Source organism: Haloferax sp. ATCC BAA-644 (assembly GCF_000336975.1).
In the GTDB taxonomy this organism is placed as follows: Archaea; Halobacteriota; Halobacteria; order Halobacteriales; family Haloferacaceae; genus Haloferax; species Haloferax volcanii.
The window spans coordinates 15,556-32,339 of the sequence record NZ_AOLF01000027.1; the positions used below are offsets into that span (position 1 = coordinate 15,556).

The 16,784-nt window shown below is 68.8% G+C and carries 15 protein-coding genes; 7 read left to right on the forward strand and 8 right to left on the reverse strand.

Annotated features, from left to right (window positions below; translation table 11 throughout):
* Positions 1-19 precede the first annotated feature (19 nt).
* The 4 genes from C458_RS12365 to C458_RS12380 form a co-directional block, all read right to left on the reverse strand.
* Positions 20-1,066 (reverse strand): 50S ribosomal protein L10, encoded by a 1,047-nt coding sequence (locus tag C458_RS12365; RefSeq protein ID WP_008576128.1) that lies wholly within the window; start codon positions 1,064-1,066, stop codon positions 20-22.
* Positions 1,063-1,701 carry a 50S ribosomal protein L1 gene (locus tag C458_RS12370; protein ID WP_004043003.1) on the reverse strand — a complete coding sequence of 213 codons (639 nt, stop codon included), beginning with the start codon at positions 1,699-1,701 and terminating at the stop codon, positions 1,063-1,065. The genes C458_RS12365 and C458_RS12370 overlap by 4 nt, the downstream gene beginning before the upstream one ends.
* A 305-nt stretch (positions 1,702-2,006) precedes the next feature.
* Positions 2,007-2,486, reverse strand: coding sequence for a 50S ribosomal protein L11 (locus C458_RS12375; RefSeq protein WP_008094977.1), 480 nt, complete (start codon positions 2,484-2,486; stop codon positions 2,007-2,009).
* Between the two features lie 116 nt (positions 2,487-2,602).
* The gene (locus C458_RS12380; RefSeq protein WP_008576130.1) at positions 2,603-3,667 is read right to left on the reverse strand and encodes a M42 family peptidase; all 1,065 of its coding nucleotides are present in this window, start codon (positions 3,665-3,667) and stop codon (positions 2,603-2,605) included.
* A 163-nt stretch (positions 3,668-3,830) separates the two neighbouring features.
* Between C458_RS12380 and C458_RS12385 the strand changes: the two genes are divergently transcribed.
* The 3 genes from C458_RS12385 (at position 3,831) to C458_RS12395 (ending at position 6,134) form a co-directional block, all read left to right on the forward strand.
* Entirely contained in the window at positions 3,831-4,160 is a 330-nt protein-coding gene (locus C458_RS12385) for a hypothetical protein (RefSeq protein ID WP_008578091.1), read from the forward strand.
* A gap of 121 nt (positions 4,161-4,281) precedes the next feature.
* Positions 4,282-5,385 (forward strand): mevalonate kinase, encoded by a 1,104-nt coding sequence (gene mvk / locus C458_RS12390; RefSeq protein WP_008576133.1) that lies wholly within the window; start codon positions 4,282-4,284, stop codon positions 5,383-5,385.
* Complete coding sequence (locus C458_RS12395; protein WP_008576135.1) at positions 5,382-6,134, forward strand: isopentenyl phosphate kinase; 753 nt, start codon at positions 5,382-5,384, stop codon at positions 6,132-6,134. The genes mvk and C458_RS12395 overlap by 4 nt, the downstream gene beginning before the upstream one ends.
* Positions 6,135-6,164: 30 nt before the next feature.
* Here the strand turns inward: C458_RS12395 and C458_RS12400 are convergent, their stop codons facing one another.
* Entirely contained in the window at positions 6,165-6,911 is a 747-nt protein-coding gene (locus C458_RS12400) for an MBL fold metallo-hydrolase (RefSeq protein ID WP_008576138.1), read from the reverse strand.
* A gap of 103 nt (positions 6,912-7,014) precedes the next feature.
* On the opposite strand from C458_RS12400, the gene C458_RS12405 reads away from it, so the two are divergent.
* Positions 7,015-9,771 carry an ATP-dependent helicase gene (locus C458_RS12405; protein WP_008576140.1) on the forward strand — a complete coding sequence of 919 codons (2,757 nt, stop codon included), beginning with the start codon at positions 7,015-7,017 and terminating at the stop codon, positions 9,769-9,771.
* A gap of 54 nt (positions 9,772-9,825) precedes the next feature.
* On the opposite strand, the gene C458_RS12410 is transcribed toward C458_RS12405, so the two are convergent.
* Positions 9,826-12,480, reverse strand: a complete 2,655-nt coding sequence (locus C458_RS12410; RefSeq protein WP_008576142.1) for an AAA domain-containing protein — start codon at positions 12,478-12,480, stop codon at positions 9,826-9,828.
* A 133-nt stretch (positions 12,481-12,613) separates the two neighbouring features.
* On the opposite strand from C458_RS12410, the gene C458_RS12415 reads away from it, so the two are divergent.
* The gene (locus C458_RS12415; RefSeq protein ID WP_008576144.1) at positions 12,614-13,186 is read left to right on the forward strand and encodes a hypothetical protein; all 573 of its coding nucleotides are present in this window, start codon (positions 12,614-12,616) and stop codon (positions 13,184-13,186) included.
* A 101-nt stretch (positions 13,187-13,287) separates the two neighbouring features.
* Entirely contained in the window at positions 13,288-13,515 is a 228-nt protein-coding gene (locus C458_RS12420) for a hypothetical protein (protein WP_008576146.1), read from the forward strand.
* 11 nt (positions 13,516-13,526) lie between these two features.
* Here the strand turns inward: C458_RS12420 and C458_RS12425 are convergent, their stop codons facing one another.
* Positions 13,527-14,489: a zinc-dependent metalloprotease gene (locus tag C458_RS12425; RefSeq protein ID WP_008576148.1), complete on the reverse strand. Its 963-nt coding sequence runs from the start codon at positions 14,487-14,489 to the stop codon at positions 13,527-13,529.
* Between the two features lie 112 nt (positions 14,490-14,601).
* Between C458_RS12425 and C458_RS12430 the strand changes: the two genes are divergently transcribed.
* Positions 14,602-15,420, forward strand: coding sequence for a VOC family protein (locus C458_RS12430; RefSeq protein WP_008576150.1), 819 nt, complete (start codon positions 14,602-14,604; stop codon positions 15,418-15,420).
* A gap of 57 nt (positions 15,421-15,477) precedes the next feature.
* Here the strand turns inward: C458_RS12430 and C458_RS12435 are convergent, their stop codons facing one another.
* Entirely contained in the window at positions 15,478-16,638 is a 1,161-nt protein-coding gene (locus C458_RS12435) for a rhodanese-like domain-containing protein (RefSeq protein WP_008576152.1), read from the reverse strand.
* Positions 16,639-16,784 lie beyond the last annotated feature (146 nt).

The window sequence follows — 16,784 nt, forward strand, 5'->3', positions numbered from 1 at the left end:
TTGTGTACCTTGTGTGTTGTTAGAACAGGGAGCCGAGGGCGTCGCCAGCGTCTTCGTCGTCGCCGTCGTCGTCGGCGGCGTCTTCGTCGGCGTCGGCGTCTGCCTCGTCGGCGTCCGCTGCTTCTTCGTCAGTCGATTCTTCTTCCTCGGCGGCACCCGTGTCAGCCGCGGACACGCCGCGGAGTTCCTCGGGAAGCGCCTCTTCGTCGTCGATGTTCGCCGCGAGCGCCCGAAGCTGGGCGTCCGCCTTCGAGATGAGCTCGGGCATGAAGTCCGGGCTCTCGATGTTGGCGAACAGACCGACGGCCTTGGCCTCGCTCGTCGCCTTGGCGATGAGCGTCGGCGCGGTCTGGGCGGTCGGGTAGACCGCGTTGACAGAGAGGTTCGTCGCGGCGGAGACGGCCGACTGGATGTCGGCGCGGTACTCGTCCACGTCGATGGCGAGTTCGTCGGGCTCGAACAGGACGCCTTCGGAGAAGACGCCGCGGAGGTCGAGACCGACCTCCTTGGGCTCGATGCCGAGTTCCGCCAGGACGTTCGCGAGTTCCTCGGAGACTTCCTCGCCCTCGGAGAGGACGTTGGAGTCTTCCGTCACCTTGATCGAGCCGTCCATGATGCGGGCGGACGCCCCGACCTGCTGGAGTTCGCCGACGAACGGACCCGGGTCGACACCGGTGTCACCCTCGGGGATGACGATGTCGTTCGGGGCGACTTCACCGGCGTTGATGGGCGCGGGCGTCTTCGACGCCTCAAGCTCCTTGAACAGGGCGAACGGGTTGTCGTTCGTGCCGATGAGGGCGACCTGCCCGGCGATGTACTCCTTGAGCTCCTCGAAGCCGTCGTTGACTTCGTCGAGCGCGCGGTTCACGAGCGTGTTCCGGCTCATGCGCACGGCGGCCGAGCCGTGAAGCTCGCGGCGCATGGACTGAAGCTGGCGGCTCGGAATGCCCGCGACGCCGACGACGCCGACGGATTCGTAGGATTCGATGAAGTCGACGAGCTCGTCGACCTCTTCGCGCTTCCACTGCGGGATGACCTCGGTCTGCCGAACCTCGGATTCGCTCATGCGGGCACCTCCACGGACGGCCCCATCGTCGTCTTCACGTAGACGGAATCGATGTTGAGCGGGCCCTTTTCGAGCGTCGCTTCGAGACGACGGACGATGACGTCGATGTTCTCCGCGATTTCGTCGGGCGTCATGTCGTCTGCGCCGACGCGCGTGTGGAACGTCCGACGGTCACGCGAGCGGAGCTGCACCGTGTTCTTCATCCGGTTCACCGTCTCGACGACGTCGTCGTCGGGCTGAAGCGGGGTCGGCATCTTACCACGGGGACCGAGCACGGTACCGAGGTAGCGACCGATGTCCTGCATCAGTCCAGCCTCGGCAACGAAGAAGTCGGTCTCGTCGGCAAGGTCTTTCGCCGCATCGGTGTCGTCGCCGAAGTCTTCGAGCTCATCGGGCCCGAGAACTTCGTCGGCGGCATCCTCTGCGCGGAGCGCGGTTTCACCGGTCGCGAACACCACAATCTGGGTGTCCTGGCCGGTGCCAGACGGGAGCACGATGCTCTCGTCGACACGCTTCGACGGGTCGTTAAGATCTAAGTCTCGCAAGTTCACGGCGAGGTCAACCGTTTCGCGGAAGTTCCGCCCGGGTGCCTCGTCGAGAGCGCGAGAGACTGCGTCAACTATTGTGTCTGCCATTATTCACCTCCGTAGTACGCAGGATTGCTCCTACGGGTCAGTGAAACAGGCTACTGCCTGCCTCGTCCGGCAGGACGAGTAGGCTCAACTTAAGTCCGTCGAACTACGGGAACCGAAACCCTCGAATTCGGGGGTTTCGCGTGCCACAGCCACACATGCGGGCTGGCGAGCACGCGAGCGATGTGAGGTCGTCGACGGTCGGGCCGCTCCGGGTCGAATCGGGTCAGTGGAGAGAAGAAAGCGGGCCGAGTCGACTCGGCCCGACGGAAAGGGCGGTTCGAACCGCCGAGACGGTTCCGAGACGATTACTCGTCGTCGAAGTGGTCGTCGAAGTCGCCGCCGTCGATGCGCTGTTTGAACGTGCGGGCGTCTTCGCCCTCGATGGTGACGCCGAGGGACGCACACGTCCCGGCGACCTCCTTCGAGGCGTTCTTGAGGTCGTACGAGAGCAGGTCAGAGGACTTCTGCTCTGCGACCTTCTTCAGCTGTTCGATGGACATGTCGGCGACGAAGTTCTCCTGGGGTTCGCCGCTGCCGGTGTCGAATCCGACTTCGTCCTTGATGAGCGCCGCCGTCGGCGGGACGCCGACTTCGATGCTGAACGAGCCGTCGTCGTCGTATTCGACGGTGACGGGGACTTCCATGCCGTCGAAGGCAGCCGTCTGGTCGTTGATGTCGTTGACGACGTCCTGCACGTCGACGGGGGTCGGGCCGAGTTCCGGGCCGAGCGGCGGACCGGGGTTCGCCTTCCCGCCGGGAACGAGTACTTCGATAGTTCCAGCCATACGTGGAAACACCGTGTGGCGACTTTTAACGGTTTTCTTTCGGCCGGAGGCGTGTGCGACAACTACGCACAGATGGCGGAGTCACCGCCCGCCAGCCGACGGGTCGACGGGAACGCTCACAGTTCGACGCCGAACGACTCCACGTCGCCCGCGAGCGCGGCCATCGACCCGAGGAGTTCGGCCACGTCGTCGAGGTCGCTCGTGGAGACGACTTCCACGGGCGTGTGCATGTAGCGGTTCGGGATGCCGATGTTGAGCGAGGGGATGCCGGAGCGACTCGTGTAGAAGGCGTCGGCGTCGGTTCCCGTGCGGATGCCGGCGGCCTGCAACTGCACGCCGATGTCGGCCTCTCCGGCCGCGTCGCGGGCGAGCGCGACGACGTTCGGGTGGTTCGCGCTCCCGCGGGAGACGACCGGTCCCTCACCGAGTTCGACTGGCCCTTTGCGCTTGCCGGGCACGTCGGGGTTGTCCGTGGCGTGGGTCACGTCGACGGCGACCATCGCGTCGGGGTCGAGGTCGTAGCCGACCATCTTCGCGCCCTGCACGCCGACTTCCTCCTGGACGGTGCTGACGGCGTACACCGTCGCATCCACGTCGGCCTCGACGGCGGCGCGCAGCCCCTCGGCGGCCGACCACGTGCCGACGCGGTTGTCCATCCCGTTGGCCGCGACGCGGTCGCCCGCGAGGTCGCGGACCCGCGCTTCGACCGTCACGGGGTCGCCCACTTCGACGTGGTCCTTCGCGTCGCCCTTGCTCGTCGCGCCGATATCGACGAACTGCTCTTCGAGGTCGTCGTACTCCTCGCTGCCCACGTCGCGGAGGTGGATGGCGGTCTGGCCGATGACGCCCGCCACGTCGCCGTCGTCGCCGTGGACCGTCACATGCTGGCCCTTCGAGACGGTGCGGTCCGCGCCGCCGATGGGGCCGATACGGACGAAACCGTCGTCGTCGATGTCGCGGACGATGTAGCCGATTTGGTCCGCGTGGCCGGTGAAGGCGATTTCCGGGTCCTCGCCGGTTCCCTCGTGGACCGCGACGGCGTTGCCGTAGTCGTCGACCGTCACGTCGTCGGCGAACTGCGAGACGTAGTCCACCCACACGCGCTGGCCGGCGACCTCGTAGCCGGACGGACTGGGTGTGGTGAGCAGGTCTTCGAGGAAGGCGCGTCGGTCGTCGTCCATACGGGACGTTCGGGGGCGGCGAAACAAGAACACAGCGACTCCAGCACACCACACCGGAAGCCGAGCAGGGCGTCGTGGCTCGCGGCGTCCCGCGGCGGCCCGAGACGGCCCGCATCAGTCCGTCGCCACAAGGCATATCCATCTTGTGAGCGTACTGATGGGTATGGCCGACTTCACCCTCTTCGAGGTTCACCTGCACGACGGCTTCGAGTTCAGTCCGACCAACAGCGCGCCGCTCCTCTCCAAGGGCGTCGACGCCCTCACCGACGCCGACGACGAATCGCACGACGACTACGACGCGGAGCTCGACGCCGACGAGACCGACGAATCCGAGTCGAGCGGCGGCCCCGGTATGGCGCTGCTCGTCGGGTTCGTCCTCCTCGTCGGCATCGCGGCGGCGGTCCGCTACATCCGGGGTGACGACGACCTCGACGAACTGGCCGACCTCGACGACGACGCAGACGAGCGCGACGAAGTCGAAATCGACGCCTGAACCGGCGGCTCCGAACACCGTTTTTCTACGACCGTTCCCACTGACCGCCCACCCCGACGACCGGCCCCGTGTTCGACCGCGGTCGGATACCCTTAAGCGAATCCCGTAGCAACTCCGGGGTATGACCGTTTCGAGCGCTCCCGGCAAGGTGTACCTGTTCGGGGAGCACGCAGTCGTCTACGGCGAGCCGGCGGTCCCCTGCGCGGTCGAGCGCCGGGCGACCGTCACCGTCGCCGCCCGCGAGGACGACCACGTCCGCGTCCGCGCCGAGGACCTGAGTCTCAACGGCTTCACCGTCGAGTACCGCGGCTCGACCGGCGACCGGCCCGACGTGGACGTTCCGGCACCGCTCGTGGAGGCCGCGATGGGCTACATCGACGCCGCGGTCGACCAAGCCCGCGACGCCGCCGACGCGCCCGACGCCGGCTTCGACATCACCGTCGAAAGCGACATCCCGCTCGGGGCCGGCCTCGGCTCCTCGGCGGCGGTCGTCGTCGCCGGCATCGACGCCGCGACCCGCGAACTCGGCGTCGAACTCGCGCCCCGCGAACTCGCGGAACGCGCCTACCAAGCCGAACACGAGGTCCAAGACGGACAGGCCTCCCGCGCCGACACCTTCTGCTCCGCGATGGGCGGGGCCGTCCGCGTCGAGGGCGATGACTGCCGGACCATCGATGCGCCGCCGCTCCCGTTCGTCATCGGCTTCGACGGCGGCGCGGGCGACACCGGCGCGCTCGTCTCCGGCGTCCGCGCGCTCCGCGAGGAGTACGACTTCGCCGCCGACACCGTCTCGACCGTCGGTGACATCGTCCGCCGGGGCGAGGAACTGCTGGCCGAGGCGGACCCCGACGCCGACGACCCGCCCGAAGAACTCCTCTCCGAACTCGGCCGCTTCATGAACTTCAACCACGGCCTCTTGGAAGCCCTCGGCGTCTCCTCGCGCTCGCTCGACTCGATGGTGTGGGCCGCCCGCGAGGCCGGCGCGTACGGCGCGAAACTGACCGGCGCGGGCGGCGGCGGCTGTATCGTCTCCCTGGACCCGACGCCCGAGACGCAGACCGCGCTCCGGTTCACCCCCGGTTGCGAGGACGCCTTCCGCGCCGAACTCGCCACCGAGGGCGTCAGAGTCGAGGTGCCGCCGGACGCGGACGCCGAGGTCGAGGCTGAGCGCGAGCGCTCCCCCGACGACGGGAACGGGACGGAGACGGGGGCGGACTCGGCGTGAGCCTCGTCGTCCTCAAACTCGGCGGGAGCGTCGTCACCGACAAGGACGAACCGGAGACGGTCGACGAGGCGGGACTGGCGGCCGCCGCGGACGCGGTCGCGACCCTCGCTGAATCGGACCGCGTCGTCGTCGTCCACGGCGGCGGGAGCTTCGGCCACCACCACGCCGCCGAACACGGCGTCTCCTCGGAGACCGGCAGTCACGACGCCCGCGGCGTCCGCGCCATCCACGACGCGATGAAGCGCCTCAACGACGCCGTCCTCGACGCCCTCGAAGAGCGCGGCGTCGCGGCCCTGCCGGTCCACCCGCTTTCGGTCGGCGCGCGCGAGACCGACGGCTCGCTGGCGCTTCCGCTCGCGGCGACCGAGACGATGCTCGACGAGGGCTTCGTCCCGGTCCTCCACGGGGATGTCGTCGCGCACGCGGGCAAGGGCGCGACCATCGTCAGCGGCGACGACCTCGTGGTGTCGCTCGCGTCGGGGCTCGGCGCGGACCGCGTCGGCCTCTGTTCGACCGTCCCCGGCGTGCTCGACGCCGACGGCGACGTGATTCCCGAGATTACGGCGTTCGCGGACGCGGCGGACGCGCTCGGCGGGTCGGACTCCACCGACGTGACCGGCGGCATGGCCGCGAAAGTGCGAAAACTGCTCGCGCTCGGCGCGCCGGCGCACGTCTTCGGCCCCGAGGGACTGTCGGCGTTCGTCGCCGGCGAGTCGCCGGGCACCGTCATCCGCGGGAGTAGCGAGTAGTCGGCGTCGGACTCGGATTCGGACTCGGACTCAGAGTTCGACGACCAGCCCGTCTTTTGCGACCCGAACCTCGCCGTCGAACCGTTCGCTCACGCTCGCCCGGAGGTCGTCGGTGACGCGGTCGGCGTGCGGGTAGAGATGCGTCAGGTAGACCGAATCGATGTCCCGCCCGGCGAGCGCCTCGCCCACCTGCGACGGCGTCGGGTGGTTCGACACGTCCACGTCGTCGGGAAACGAGCAGTCGTGCGCGAGGACGCTCGCGCCGTCGGCGAAGTCGCCGAGGGCCGAGAACGCCTCGGTGTCGCCCGAGAAGACGAAGTCGGCCTCCCCCCGCTCGTTGCTGAAGCGGTAGGCGAGCGTCGGCATCGAGTGGCGGACCTCGAAGCCCAACACGTCGAAGCCGGCGACGCCGAACTCGGTCGGGCCGACCTCCCGGACCTGCACGTCGAGGCGGCCCTTTAGGTAGTCGTGGACGTCGAACAGCCCCTCGACCAGTTCCTCGGTCCCCTCCGGCCCGACGATTTCGAGGCTGTCAGCGCCGGCGAGCCACCGGGCTTTCACGAGCGCCGTGAGGTCCGAGACGTGGTCGAGGTGGTGGTGCGTGAGGAGGACCGACGAGACGCCCTCGTAGCCGACTTCCGTCTCGGCGAGGCGGGCGAGGACGCCCGACCCGCAGTCCACGAGGAGGGCGTTGCCGTCCGATTCGAGGAGGAGTCCGGTCTGGGCGCGGCCGGTGACGGGCATCGCGCTGCCGGTGCCGAGGAACGTGACGCGCATGCGCAGAGCTACCACGGCGGCGGCGTTAGTCCTTGTGCTCGTCGGGTCGGCCGCCGCGGGCACAGGCACAACCCTCATACCCGCGCAGGCTAACCCCGAGGTAATGACCCGGCGCGGCCGCTCGCTTCTCGCGTCGAGAGGCGGCGACTACGAGTTCGACCCCGAGTCGGTGTCGGTCGCCGACGAGGACGTGCTCGACCTGCTGGAGCCCGCCGTCCAGGAGTGGTGGGTCGACCGATTCGGTGAGTTCGTCCCCGGCAACGGCGGCTTTTTCACTCCACCCCAGCGCGGAGCTATCCCGCACATCCACGACGGCGACAACGCTCTCATCTGCGCGCCGACGGGGTCCGGCAAGACGCTCGCCTCCTTCACCGCCATCATCAACGAGCTGTTCCGCCGCGAGCGCGAGTCGCCGGACGGCCTCGACAACTCGGTGTACTGCCTCTACGTCTCGCCGCTGAAGTCGCTCGCCAACGACATCCACCGGAACCTGACCGAGCCGTTAGAGGGCATCGCCGACATCGCCGCCGACCGCGGCGAGACGGTCGACATCAGACACGCCATCCGCCACGGCGACACCTCCTCGGCGGACCGCCAGAAGATGCTCTCGGAGACGCCGCACATCCTCAACACGACGCCCGAGACGCTGGCGATTCTGCTCAACTCACCGAAGTTCAAAGAGAAGCTCCGAACCGTCGAGTACGTCGTCGTCGACGAGATTCACAGCCTCGCGGAGAACAAACGCGGCACGCATCTGTCGGTGTCGTTAGAGCGACTGGAGGACCTCGCCACGTCGTCGCCGACGCGCATCGGCTGTTCGGCCACCGTCGAACCGCTCGACACGGTCGCGGAGTTCCTCGTCGGCCGCGAAGACGGCGAGCCGCGCAACTACGAACTCGTGGACACGCGGTTCGTCCGCGACTTCGACGTGCGACTGGAGTGTCCGACAGACGACCTGATTCGGACGCCCCGAAGCGAGGTCCAGAGCCGGTTTTACGACCGCCTGCACGACCTCGTCGCCTCGCACACGAACACGCTCGTGTTCACCAACACGCGGTCGGGCGCGGAGCGCGTCCTTCACAACCTCCGCGAGGGGTTCGACGGCATCGACGAGTCGAACTCCGGCTGTCACCACGGCAGCCTCTCGAAAGAGCGCAGACAGGAGATAGAATCGAAGCTGAAGGCCGGCGAGCTGCGCGTCGTCACCACCTCCACGAGCCTCGAACTCGGCATCGACATGCCCCACATCGACCTCGTGGTGCAGGTCGGCTCACCCAAGTCGGTCGCCGCGCTCCTCCAGCGGGTCGGCCGCGCGGGCCACCAACTCGGCCAGACGGTCGAGGGCCGCGTCATCGCCCTCGACAGGGACGAGCTCGTCGAGTGCGCGGTGATGCTCTCGAAGGCCGAATCCGGCTTCGTCGACCGCGTGTTCATCCCCGAGAACGCCGTCGACGTGGCCGCCCAGCAGGTGTACGGGATGGCAATCAACGCGATTCGCCCCGAGTCGGAACTCCGCGAGACGCTCCGGCGAGCCTACCCCTATCGGAACTTCTCGGACGACGACTTCGAGCGCCTGTTCCGCTATCTCACCGCCGACTACGACGGCCTCGAAGACAAGAACGTCTACGCGAAAATCTGGCGCGACACCAACGACCCACCGGACGGCGAACACCACTACGAGGAGTTCCCCGTGGGCGAACCCCTCATCGGCAAGCGCGGCCGGATGGCCCGCGTCATCTACATGACCAACATCGGCACGATTCCCGACTCCTTCACCTGCGACGTGCTGGTCCGCGGAGCCGACCAGTGGGTCGGCACGCTCGACGAGGGCTACCTCGACACGCTGGAGAAAGGCGACGTGTTCGTCCTCGGCGGCGACCACTTCGCCTACCGCTACCGCCGCGGGTCGAAGGTGTACGTCGACCGCACCGCACAGCGCCCGACGGTCCCCTCGTGGTTCTCCGAGCGCCTGCCGCTTTCGTACGACCTCGGCCGCGAACTCGCGGCGTTTCAGGCCGCCCTCGTGGACCGCCTCGACGCGGGCGGCGCGCCCGCCGTCAGGTCGTGGCTCCGGGAGTTCCCGCTCGACGAGAACAGCGTGCGCGCCGTCACCCGGATGTTCGACGAACAGGTCAGATACGCCGGCCCCGAGAGCGTGGCGACCCCCGACAGGCTCGTCGTGGAGACCGAACTCGACCGCGAGGCCTACCGCCGGCAGTTCTACGTCCACTGCACCTACGGCCGGCGGTTCAACGACGGTCTCTCGCGGCTCCTCGCGTACCACGCGGCCCGCCGGACGAACGCGAACGTGCAGGTCGCCGTCGCCGACAACGGCTTTTCGCTCTCGATGCCGCTCAACCGAAAAGTCGACCTCGCGGGCGTCCTCCGCGACCTCACGCCCGAGGCGGTCGAAGCCGACCTGCGGGCCGCCCTCGACGGGACCGACCTCCTGAAGCGCTACTTCCGCATCAACGCGACGCGCTCGCTCATGATTCTCAAGCGCTACAAGGGCTACGAGAAGTCCGCCGCCCAACAGCAGGTCTCCTCTGAGATGCTGCTGTCGTTCGCGCAGGACCTCGACGAGTTCGCGGTGATAGAAGAGACCTACCGCGAGATTCTCGAAGACAAACTGAACCTCGCCGCCATCGAGGACGCGATAGCGGCGATTCAGGCGGGCGACGTGGACGTGGTCGGCCAGCAGGTCTCGTCGCCGACGCCGCGGGCGTTCGGCCTCGCCACGCTGACCGCGAGTGACGTGGTCCTCGCCGAAGACGAGAGCGCGGCGCTCCGGGAGTTCCACGAGCGCGTCAAAGCCGAAATCAACGACGATGAGGCGGACCTCGACATCGACGTGAGCTGACGGGGCGACAGGGCGACGGGCCGGCGGTTCGCGGCCGAGGAGCCGCGGAGACGCCTACCGCCGCGCCCACGCGAGCATCCGGTCGTAGAACGGGTCGGATTCGAGCGCGTCGGCGTCGCCGACGAGACACAGCGCCTTCTTCGCCCGCGTCAACGCGACGTTGATGCGGCGGTGGTCCTCGAACAGCGGGCCGTCCAACTCGCCGGTGGCGACAAAGGAGACGACGATGACCTCCTTCGAGGAGCCCTGGAACCGGTCGACCGTGTCCACGGTCGCGTCGGTTCGGCGGGAGATTTCCGCGACTTGCGCCCGGAACGGCGCGATAACGCCGATATCGTCGGCGTCGACGCCGGCGGCCTCGTAGGCGGCGACGACCTCCGCCACGCGGTCTGCCTCGACGGGGTTCGTGTTGCCGACGCACCGGCCGTCGGGGTCGACGAAGGCGACTTGGCCCGCGAGTTCGGCGGGGAGGTCCGCGGTGTCGACGCCGAGGTCCCGGAGGTGCTGGGCGGCGACAGCGCCCGTCGCCGGGCGGAGCGCGCCGTCGTAGAACTCCTTCGAGGCGAACGCCTGAATCCGCTGGGACATGCGGTACTGGCGGTCGAGCATGACCGAGGCGTCGGGATACGTCTCGATGAGCCGTTGAAACAGCGATGTCTGGAGGTCGTTTTCGGCGCGGACGACCGGCGGCAGCTGTTTGTGGTCGCCGACGAGGACGAACCGGTCTGCGAGGTTGACGGCGGCGAGCGTCCCGGGTTCGGTTATCTGCGACGCCTCGTCGACGAGCGCGGCGTCGAACGACTGCTCGCGCATCACGCGCGACCCGCAGGAGGCGGTGGTCGCGGCGACGACCGGCGCGTCGCGGAGGGCGGCGGCGAGCGCGTTCGGGTCGCCGCTCCGCGAGAGGCGTACGTCCTGCATGTCCTCGCGGACGCCCGATTCGGTGCCGACGCGGACGATATCGTCGAACCCCTGGTCGCGCAGGGCTTCGAGCGCGTTGTCGACCGCGCGGTTCGTGAAGGCCGACAGCAGGACGCGGTTGCCGTCTCCGACGAGCGCGCGGATGGTCCGGGCGATGGTGTAGGTCTTGCCCGTCCCCGGCGGCCCGTGGATGAGCGCGAGGTCGTCGGCGTCGACCGCGAGGCGCACCGCGTCGTCCTGGGCGTCGTTGTTGTCGATGAACGTTCGGCCCGCAGACCGGTCCGCAAACTCGGGGTCGCGGCGGCCGAACAGCACGTCTTTCCGGTCGGGCGAACCCTTGAGCACCGCGTCGTGGAGCGCGGTGAGCAGGCGGTCGACGGTGAGTTCGGAGGGGTAGACGTCGAGGCGGCGGAGCGGGACGGGTTCGTCGGTCGTGACGACGATTTCGTCGCCGAGTTCGACGATGCGCGCGAGTTCGGCGTGGCCCTCGACGGGGTGGCCGTCGCTGGCGAGCGCCACGTCGCCCGCCCGGAGTTTCGACACCGCGTCGTCGGTCTGTTTGGCCCGGAGTTCCCACGTACCGTCGGGGCGTTCGGTCCGGCCGAGGGGTTCGAGGCCGATGAGCGCCCGGTCGTCGTCGGCGCGCTCCTCGGCGCTCTGGTCCCAGAGTTTGCGGTACTCGTTGTGGACCGCCCGGCGCTCCTCCTCGACGGCGCGGTAGAAGCGGTCGAAGTAGTCGCGTTCGTCCTCGGGGACCGGGGTGCCGATTGCGCCGGCTTTCGATTCCTGGTCGAGCCTGCCGGAGACGACCATACAGGTGTCTTTCTCGAAGCAGTACTCGCACTTCGAGTTCACCTCGTAGCCGGTCGGCACCGACGCGTCGTGTTCCATCGCCGCGATTTCGTTGCGGGTGCGGACGACGAACTCGAGGAGGCCGCGGCCGATGGAGAAGTCCTTCGCCGGCGAGAGGTCGCCGGACTCCTCGGTGCGGTCGAGCGTCGTGTTCTTCGTGTAGAGGAGCGTCCCCGTATCGACCGGCACGCCCCGCTCTTCGAGGATGAGCGCGTAGGAGGCGGCCTGAATCTTGTCCTGAAACCGCGGGTCGCGGTTGAGGTTCTTGCCGGTCTTGAGTTCGACGGGCGACCCCCGGCGGAGGGCGTCGGCGCGGCCTTTGATGCCGAACGTCGGTGAGATGAGGGTGTACTCCGAGCGCCACTCGTCTTCGTCGGTGAGGACGCCCTGCGAGAGCCAGCCCTCGATGGCGGCGGCGTTGCGGCGCACCTCGTCCGCGACCTCGTCGACCTCGCGGCCGAGCAGGCCGAGTTCGAGGCCGCGCTCGTCGATGCGCTCGTCGATGGACGAGTCGAGGTCGCGGCCGCGGAGGAGGTCGCCGAACACGTCGTGGACGATGGTCCCTTTCACCACCGGGTAGTTCAGCGGAATGCCCGAGAGCTTGTTCAGGTAGTACATCCGCGAGCACTGCACCCACGAGCGGATGTCGGTCACGTCCACGAGGAAGTCGGGTTCGACGACGACGAACGACTCGGAGCCCGTCGAGTACGTCGTCTCGCCGCGGTACTCCGACTCCTCGGCGTCGGTGACGAGGATGTCCATGCCCGGTTCGGCGTGCTCGGCGGCGTGGGTCCACTTCCCCCAAAGGGTGACGGTCACGGGCTCGCCCGTGCCGCGTTCGGGGCGGAGCGTCACCTCCGCCAGCGAGCGCTCGCCGTACTTCGTTTCGACGTCGCGCGGCTCGCCGACCTCGACGAGCGGACCGCGAAGGTTCACGTCGAAACCGTCGGTGAGGCGCGGGCAAATAGCCGTCGGTGGAACCCGGGGATCGGACGTGCGCCTGCGACGGGGCGCACCCGAACCCCCCGCGACCGTCACGCTCTTTCGCTCCCGCGCGTTACCCCCACGTATGCGCGTCAGAGAGTGGCAAGACATCCTCTCGGAGGTCGTCGACGACGGCCGCGACCGCGACCCCGACGCGTGGCGGGCCGTCGCGGGGAGTCGCCGCCGGAGCCTCGGCGAGGACCTCTTTCTCGCCCATCCCAACGCCGGTGTCTACCAACTGAAGACGTACGCGAAGAACCCCTACGAGGTCCGCGGCGTCGGCGCTCGCGTCGCCCGCCGCATCGACGACGACCTCGACCCGCTGTTCCCGCGTCGGCGCGGCGACGGCGAGGACGACGCCGGCAGGTTCGCCGTCCAGCAGCCGCCCGAAGACGAGTCGCAGGCCGACTCGATGGCGCGACGGCTCGAAGAGACCGTGAAGGTCCACGCTGACGCGCCGACCACCGCCGACGACCTCTTCACCGACGTGATGGAGGCGCTCGACAGTCCGGCGTTCGGCCCGATGGACTACGAGTTCGACGCCCGGCCCGACCGCCTCGACGACCTCGCGGAGGAGTTCACGGACGCCGACGAACTGCTCTCGTCGGACCTCGACGACCTCATCGAGTCCGACGGCGTCGACCGCGGCTTCCAGTGAGAACCTCGGTTTCAAGCCCTCGGCATCCAATACACGGATATGGACGATAGGCTCGGCGGGCGATCGCGGCACCCCCCGCACGGCGCGACTTCGGAGGGACGATGGTCGGTTCGAGCATGAGCGACGAGGAGACGCGACTCGCCAACAGCCGACTCAAAATCGGCTTCATCCTGCTGGTCGGCGCGTCGGCCGCGCTCGTCGCCGTGCAGGCGGGGGCGACGCTCGTTCAGGCCGCAGTCGCGCTGCTCTGTGGGGTGGTCATCGGGGGGCTCCTCACGTGGTATCTGCGGCGGTGGAGCCGCGAGTTCACCGCGGTGAACCGCCGGTAGCGACACCTCCCTCAGGGCGACACCCGGGCGACCCATCGCTCGGGGGCGTCCAGTTCCGCGTCGGTCGGTAAGTTCTCGGGGTGGTCCCACACCCGTGAGGCGGCGGCGACGCCGCGCTCGTCGGCGACGTGCTCGAAGAAGCGAGCGCCGCGTTCGTACTGCCGGCGCTTGAGGCCGAGTCCGAGGAGCCGACGCGCGAGTTTGGCGACCGGGCCGCCGCCCTGCCGACGCTCGTCGAGCTTCCGGCGGAGGTCCTCGTAGTCGTCGTCGAACGCCCGGTCCATCAGCAGTTCCGCGTAGCCCTCGACGGCCGTCATCGCCGTGTCGAGTTCGCGGAAGGCGTCGCGGTCGAGGTCGCCGTCGACGAGGGCGTCGACCCCGCGTTGCATCCGCGATTCGAGATGCGTCGAGAGCCACGGGGCCGCGCCGAACTCCGCGGCGTGCGACACCTCGTGGAAGGCGATCCAGCGGCGGAACCGCGGGTAGTCCACGTCGAGGCTGTCCGCGACCCGGCGGATGTTCGGGTGGACGAAGTACAGGCCGTGGTCGTCGTCGCCGTCGGCGAGGAGCAGCGGGTCGTACTGCCCGAGGACGTTGTTGCCGAGAAACGAGAGGACGAACGCGAACGAACCGGTGTTGACGGCGCGCGTGAACCCGGGGAACACGGTGGGGCCGTGTTCCTCGAACGGGACCATCACCCGGCGGAACGTCGCCACGTTCGCGTCTATCCAGTGGTGTCGGTTCTGGACTTCGACGACCTCGGGCACGTCGAACTCCACCTCGGCGACGGCCGCGAGGCGGTCGCGCGCGTCGCGGACATCGGCGGCGTAGCCCGCGCGTTCGGCGTCCGTGAGGTCGAGCGAACCGGGGTCAGTCGCGGCTTTTGCGGCCTCGGCAACGGCGTCCCAGTCGATGGTGCCGGAGCCGGTCGCCGAAGCGTCCGCGACCGCTCTGACGCTCCGAAAGAGGTTCATACCGTACCGTGGGGGGGCCGGACGCAAAACGCTTCGGTCGGGGGAGTCTGACTCGCTAACTCGCGGACAGGACCGCCCCCAAGCACTATACCGAGTCGGACGTGGAAGGCGTATGGACCGAACCATCGACCACGTCGCGTTCGGTGGGACCGAACTGTACGAACTCCGGGCGGCCGCGAACGAGGTCGGACTGACGCCGACGTACGGCGGCGAACACGGGACCGGGACGACCCACATGGCCGTCGTGCCGTTCCCCGACGGGTCGTACCTCGAACTCATCGCGCCGACGCTCGGGACCGACGCCACGGACGCCGGCTTCTGGCCCGACTACCTCGCTGCCGACGCCGGCCCCGCGGCGTGGTGTCTGGAGACCGACGACGCCGCCGCCAGCGCCAAGACCGCCATCGACGCCGGCCTCCCCGTCGACGGCCCGCACGAGGCCTCCCGCGCCCGACCGGACGGCCGCCTCGTCGAGTGGGACATGTGTTTCGAGGGGTCGGACCAGCGACTCCCCTTTTTCATTCACGACCGCACCCCGCGGGGCTACCGCGTTCCGGAGGCCGCGCCGAACGCGTCGCTTCGCGGCCTCCAGACCGTCGTCGTCGCCACCCGCGACCGCGAGGCGACCGCGGCGCTGTTCGCCCGGCGACACCGGTACCCCTCGCCGGTCGATATCAACGGCCCGTTTCCCGAGTTCGCCACGCTTCCGGGCACGCCGCTCGCCCTGTGCGAACCCGGGGACGGCGCGCTCGACGCGCGCATCGACGAGGTCGGTGAGGGACCGTGTGCGTTCCTCGTCGGCGTCACCGACCTCGACCGCGCGCGCACCGCGCTGTCGCTCGGTCCCGAGATTCGATACAGCGACCGGCGCATGGCGTGGTTCGACCACGACCTGTTCGACGGCCGGTTAGGCGCGGTCGAACTGTCCTGAACCGACCGATACCGCCCTGAAAAGCCTCGAATCACCGACCGATGCCGGACGGTCGGCTCAGGCGGCGCAGTTGTTCGGTCCGAGTTCGAGTTCAGTCGCCTCCTCCTCGCCGCCGACCGAGGCCCGCCCGGTGTTGATGTCGATGACGCGCTCGTAGTTCGCGGGCTTCTCGGGCGTGTCCTCGGTGACGCGGGCGACGAACGCCGACTCGTCCATCGACAGCAAATCGAGTCCCTCGCGCAGGTCGACGAGCGTCGCGCTCACGAGTTCGCCCGGCGCGGCGACGCCGTAGCGCCCGTCCGCCCCGACGGAGACGTGGCCGGGGAGGACGCGCGTCTCGTCGGGCAGCGACAACAGCGTGTCGTGAAGCGTCTCGTAGAGGAGTTCCGCCCCCGTCGCGGCGTCCGAATCACCGAACTGGAGCTCCGTCCGGCCGACCGACTCGACGAACAGCGTGTCGCCGGTGAGGAGGAACCGACCGTCGACGAGGTAGTTCGTCATGTCCGAGGTGTGCCCCGGCGCGTACATCGCCTCGATATCGTAGTCGCCGACGGCCAGCGTCCCGCCGTCGTCCAGCGCGGTGAACTCGTAGGCTACGTCGCGGTTGGTCGCCTCCGACCCGAGGTAGTACGGCACGTCGAGGCGGTCGGCAAGCGCCCGTCCCCCGGAGACGTGGTCGGCGTGGACGTGCGTGTCGAGCACACCAGCGACCGTCATCCCGGCGTCGGCGGCGACGAGTTCGAACTCGTGAATCTGCCGGGTGGCGTCCACGACGACCGCCTCGCGGGCCGACCGCGAGCCGACGACGTAGCCGAGACAGCCCTTTGCGCGGCGCTGGACCTGCGCGACGAACAAATCGTCGTCGCCGGTGTCGAGTTCGACTACCTCGTACAGCTTGCTCCAGTCTTCCATGCCGCCTTTGACGACCTCCACGTCGTCGTAGCCGCGTTCGGCCAGTTCGAACCCGAACGACGTCGAAGACAGCCCTTTCCCGCAGATGGCAACGACCGGCCCCTCACCGACGAGGTCGCCGACGCGGTCCCAGTCCCAGTCGCCGCCGAGCCCGTCGACGGGGTGGAAGGGGACGTTGACCGCGCCCTCGATGTGCCACGACTCGAAGCTCTCGGGCGGCCGCGTGTCGACCACGGTGAACGACTCTCCCGCGTCTAACCGGTCCGCGAGTTCGCTCACAGTGAGCTGATGGAGGAGTTTGCTCATATGTTTAGCTATGGGAACGGCGCACAAAACCGTTTGTGGCGGACGCGGGGCCGCGGTCTCGCGTGGCGTCGACTCGACTCGCGTCGGTGGCGTCGTGGCTGCACCGAGCTGAGCGACAGCGCCGCCGCTCACCGGGCGAGTGTCAG

Coding starts and splice junctions, on each gene's coding strand:
- mvk (WP_008576133.1), top strand. CDS start 4,282: ATGACCGTTTCGAGCGCTCCCGGCAAGGTGTACCTGTTCGGGGAGCAC.
- C458_RS12365 (WP_008576128.1), bottom strand. CDS start 1,066: ATGAGCGAATCCGAGGTTCGGCAGACCGAGGTCATCCCGCAGTGGAAG.
- C458_RS12425 (WP_008576148.1), bottom strand. CDS start 14,489: ATGAACCTCTTTCGGAGCGTCAGAGCGGTCGCGGACGCTTCGGCGACC.
- C458_RS12435 (WP_008576152.1), bottom strand. CDS start 16,638: ATGAGCAAACTCCTCCATCAGCTCACTGTGAGCGAACTCGCGGACCGG.
- C458_RS12385 (WP_008578091.1), top strand. CDS start 3,831: ATGGCCGACTTCACCCTCTTCGAGGTTCACCTGCACGACGGCTTCGAG.
- C458_RS12430 (WP_008576150.1), top strand. CDS start 14,602: ATGGACCGAACCATCGACCACGTCGCGTTCGGTGGGACCGAACTGTAC.
- C458_RS12420 (WP_008576146.1), top strand. CDS start 13,288: ATGGTCGGTTCGAGCATGAGCGACGAGGAGACGCGACTCGCCAACAGC.
- C458_RS12380 (WP_008576130.1), bottom strand. CDS start 3,667: ATGGACGACGACCGACGCGCCTTCCTCGAAGACCTGCTCACCACACCC.
- C458_RS12405 (WP_008576140.1), top strand. CDS start 7,015: ATGACCCGGCGCGGCCGCTCGCTTCTCGCGTCGAGAGGCGGCGACTAC.
- C458_RS12370 (WP_004043003.1), bottom strand. CDS start 1,701: ATGGCAGACACAATAGTTGACGCAGTCTCTCGCGCTCTCGACGAGGCA.
- C458_RS12400 (WP_008576138.1), bottom strand. CDS start 6,911: ATGCGCGTCACGTTCCTCGGCACCGGCAGCGCGATGCCCGTCACCGGC.
- C458_RS12375 (WP_008094977.1), bottom strand. CDS start 2,486: ATGGCTGGAACTATCGAAGTACTCGTTCCCGGCGGGAAGGCGAACCCC.
- C458_RS12415 (WP_008576144.1), top strand. CDS start 12,614: ATGCGCGTCAGAGAGTGGCAAGACATCCTCTCGGAGGTCGTCGACGAC.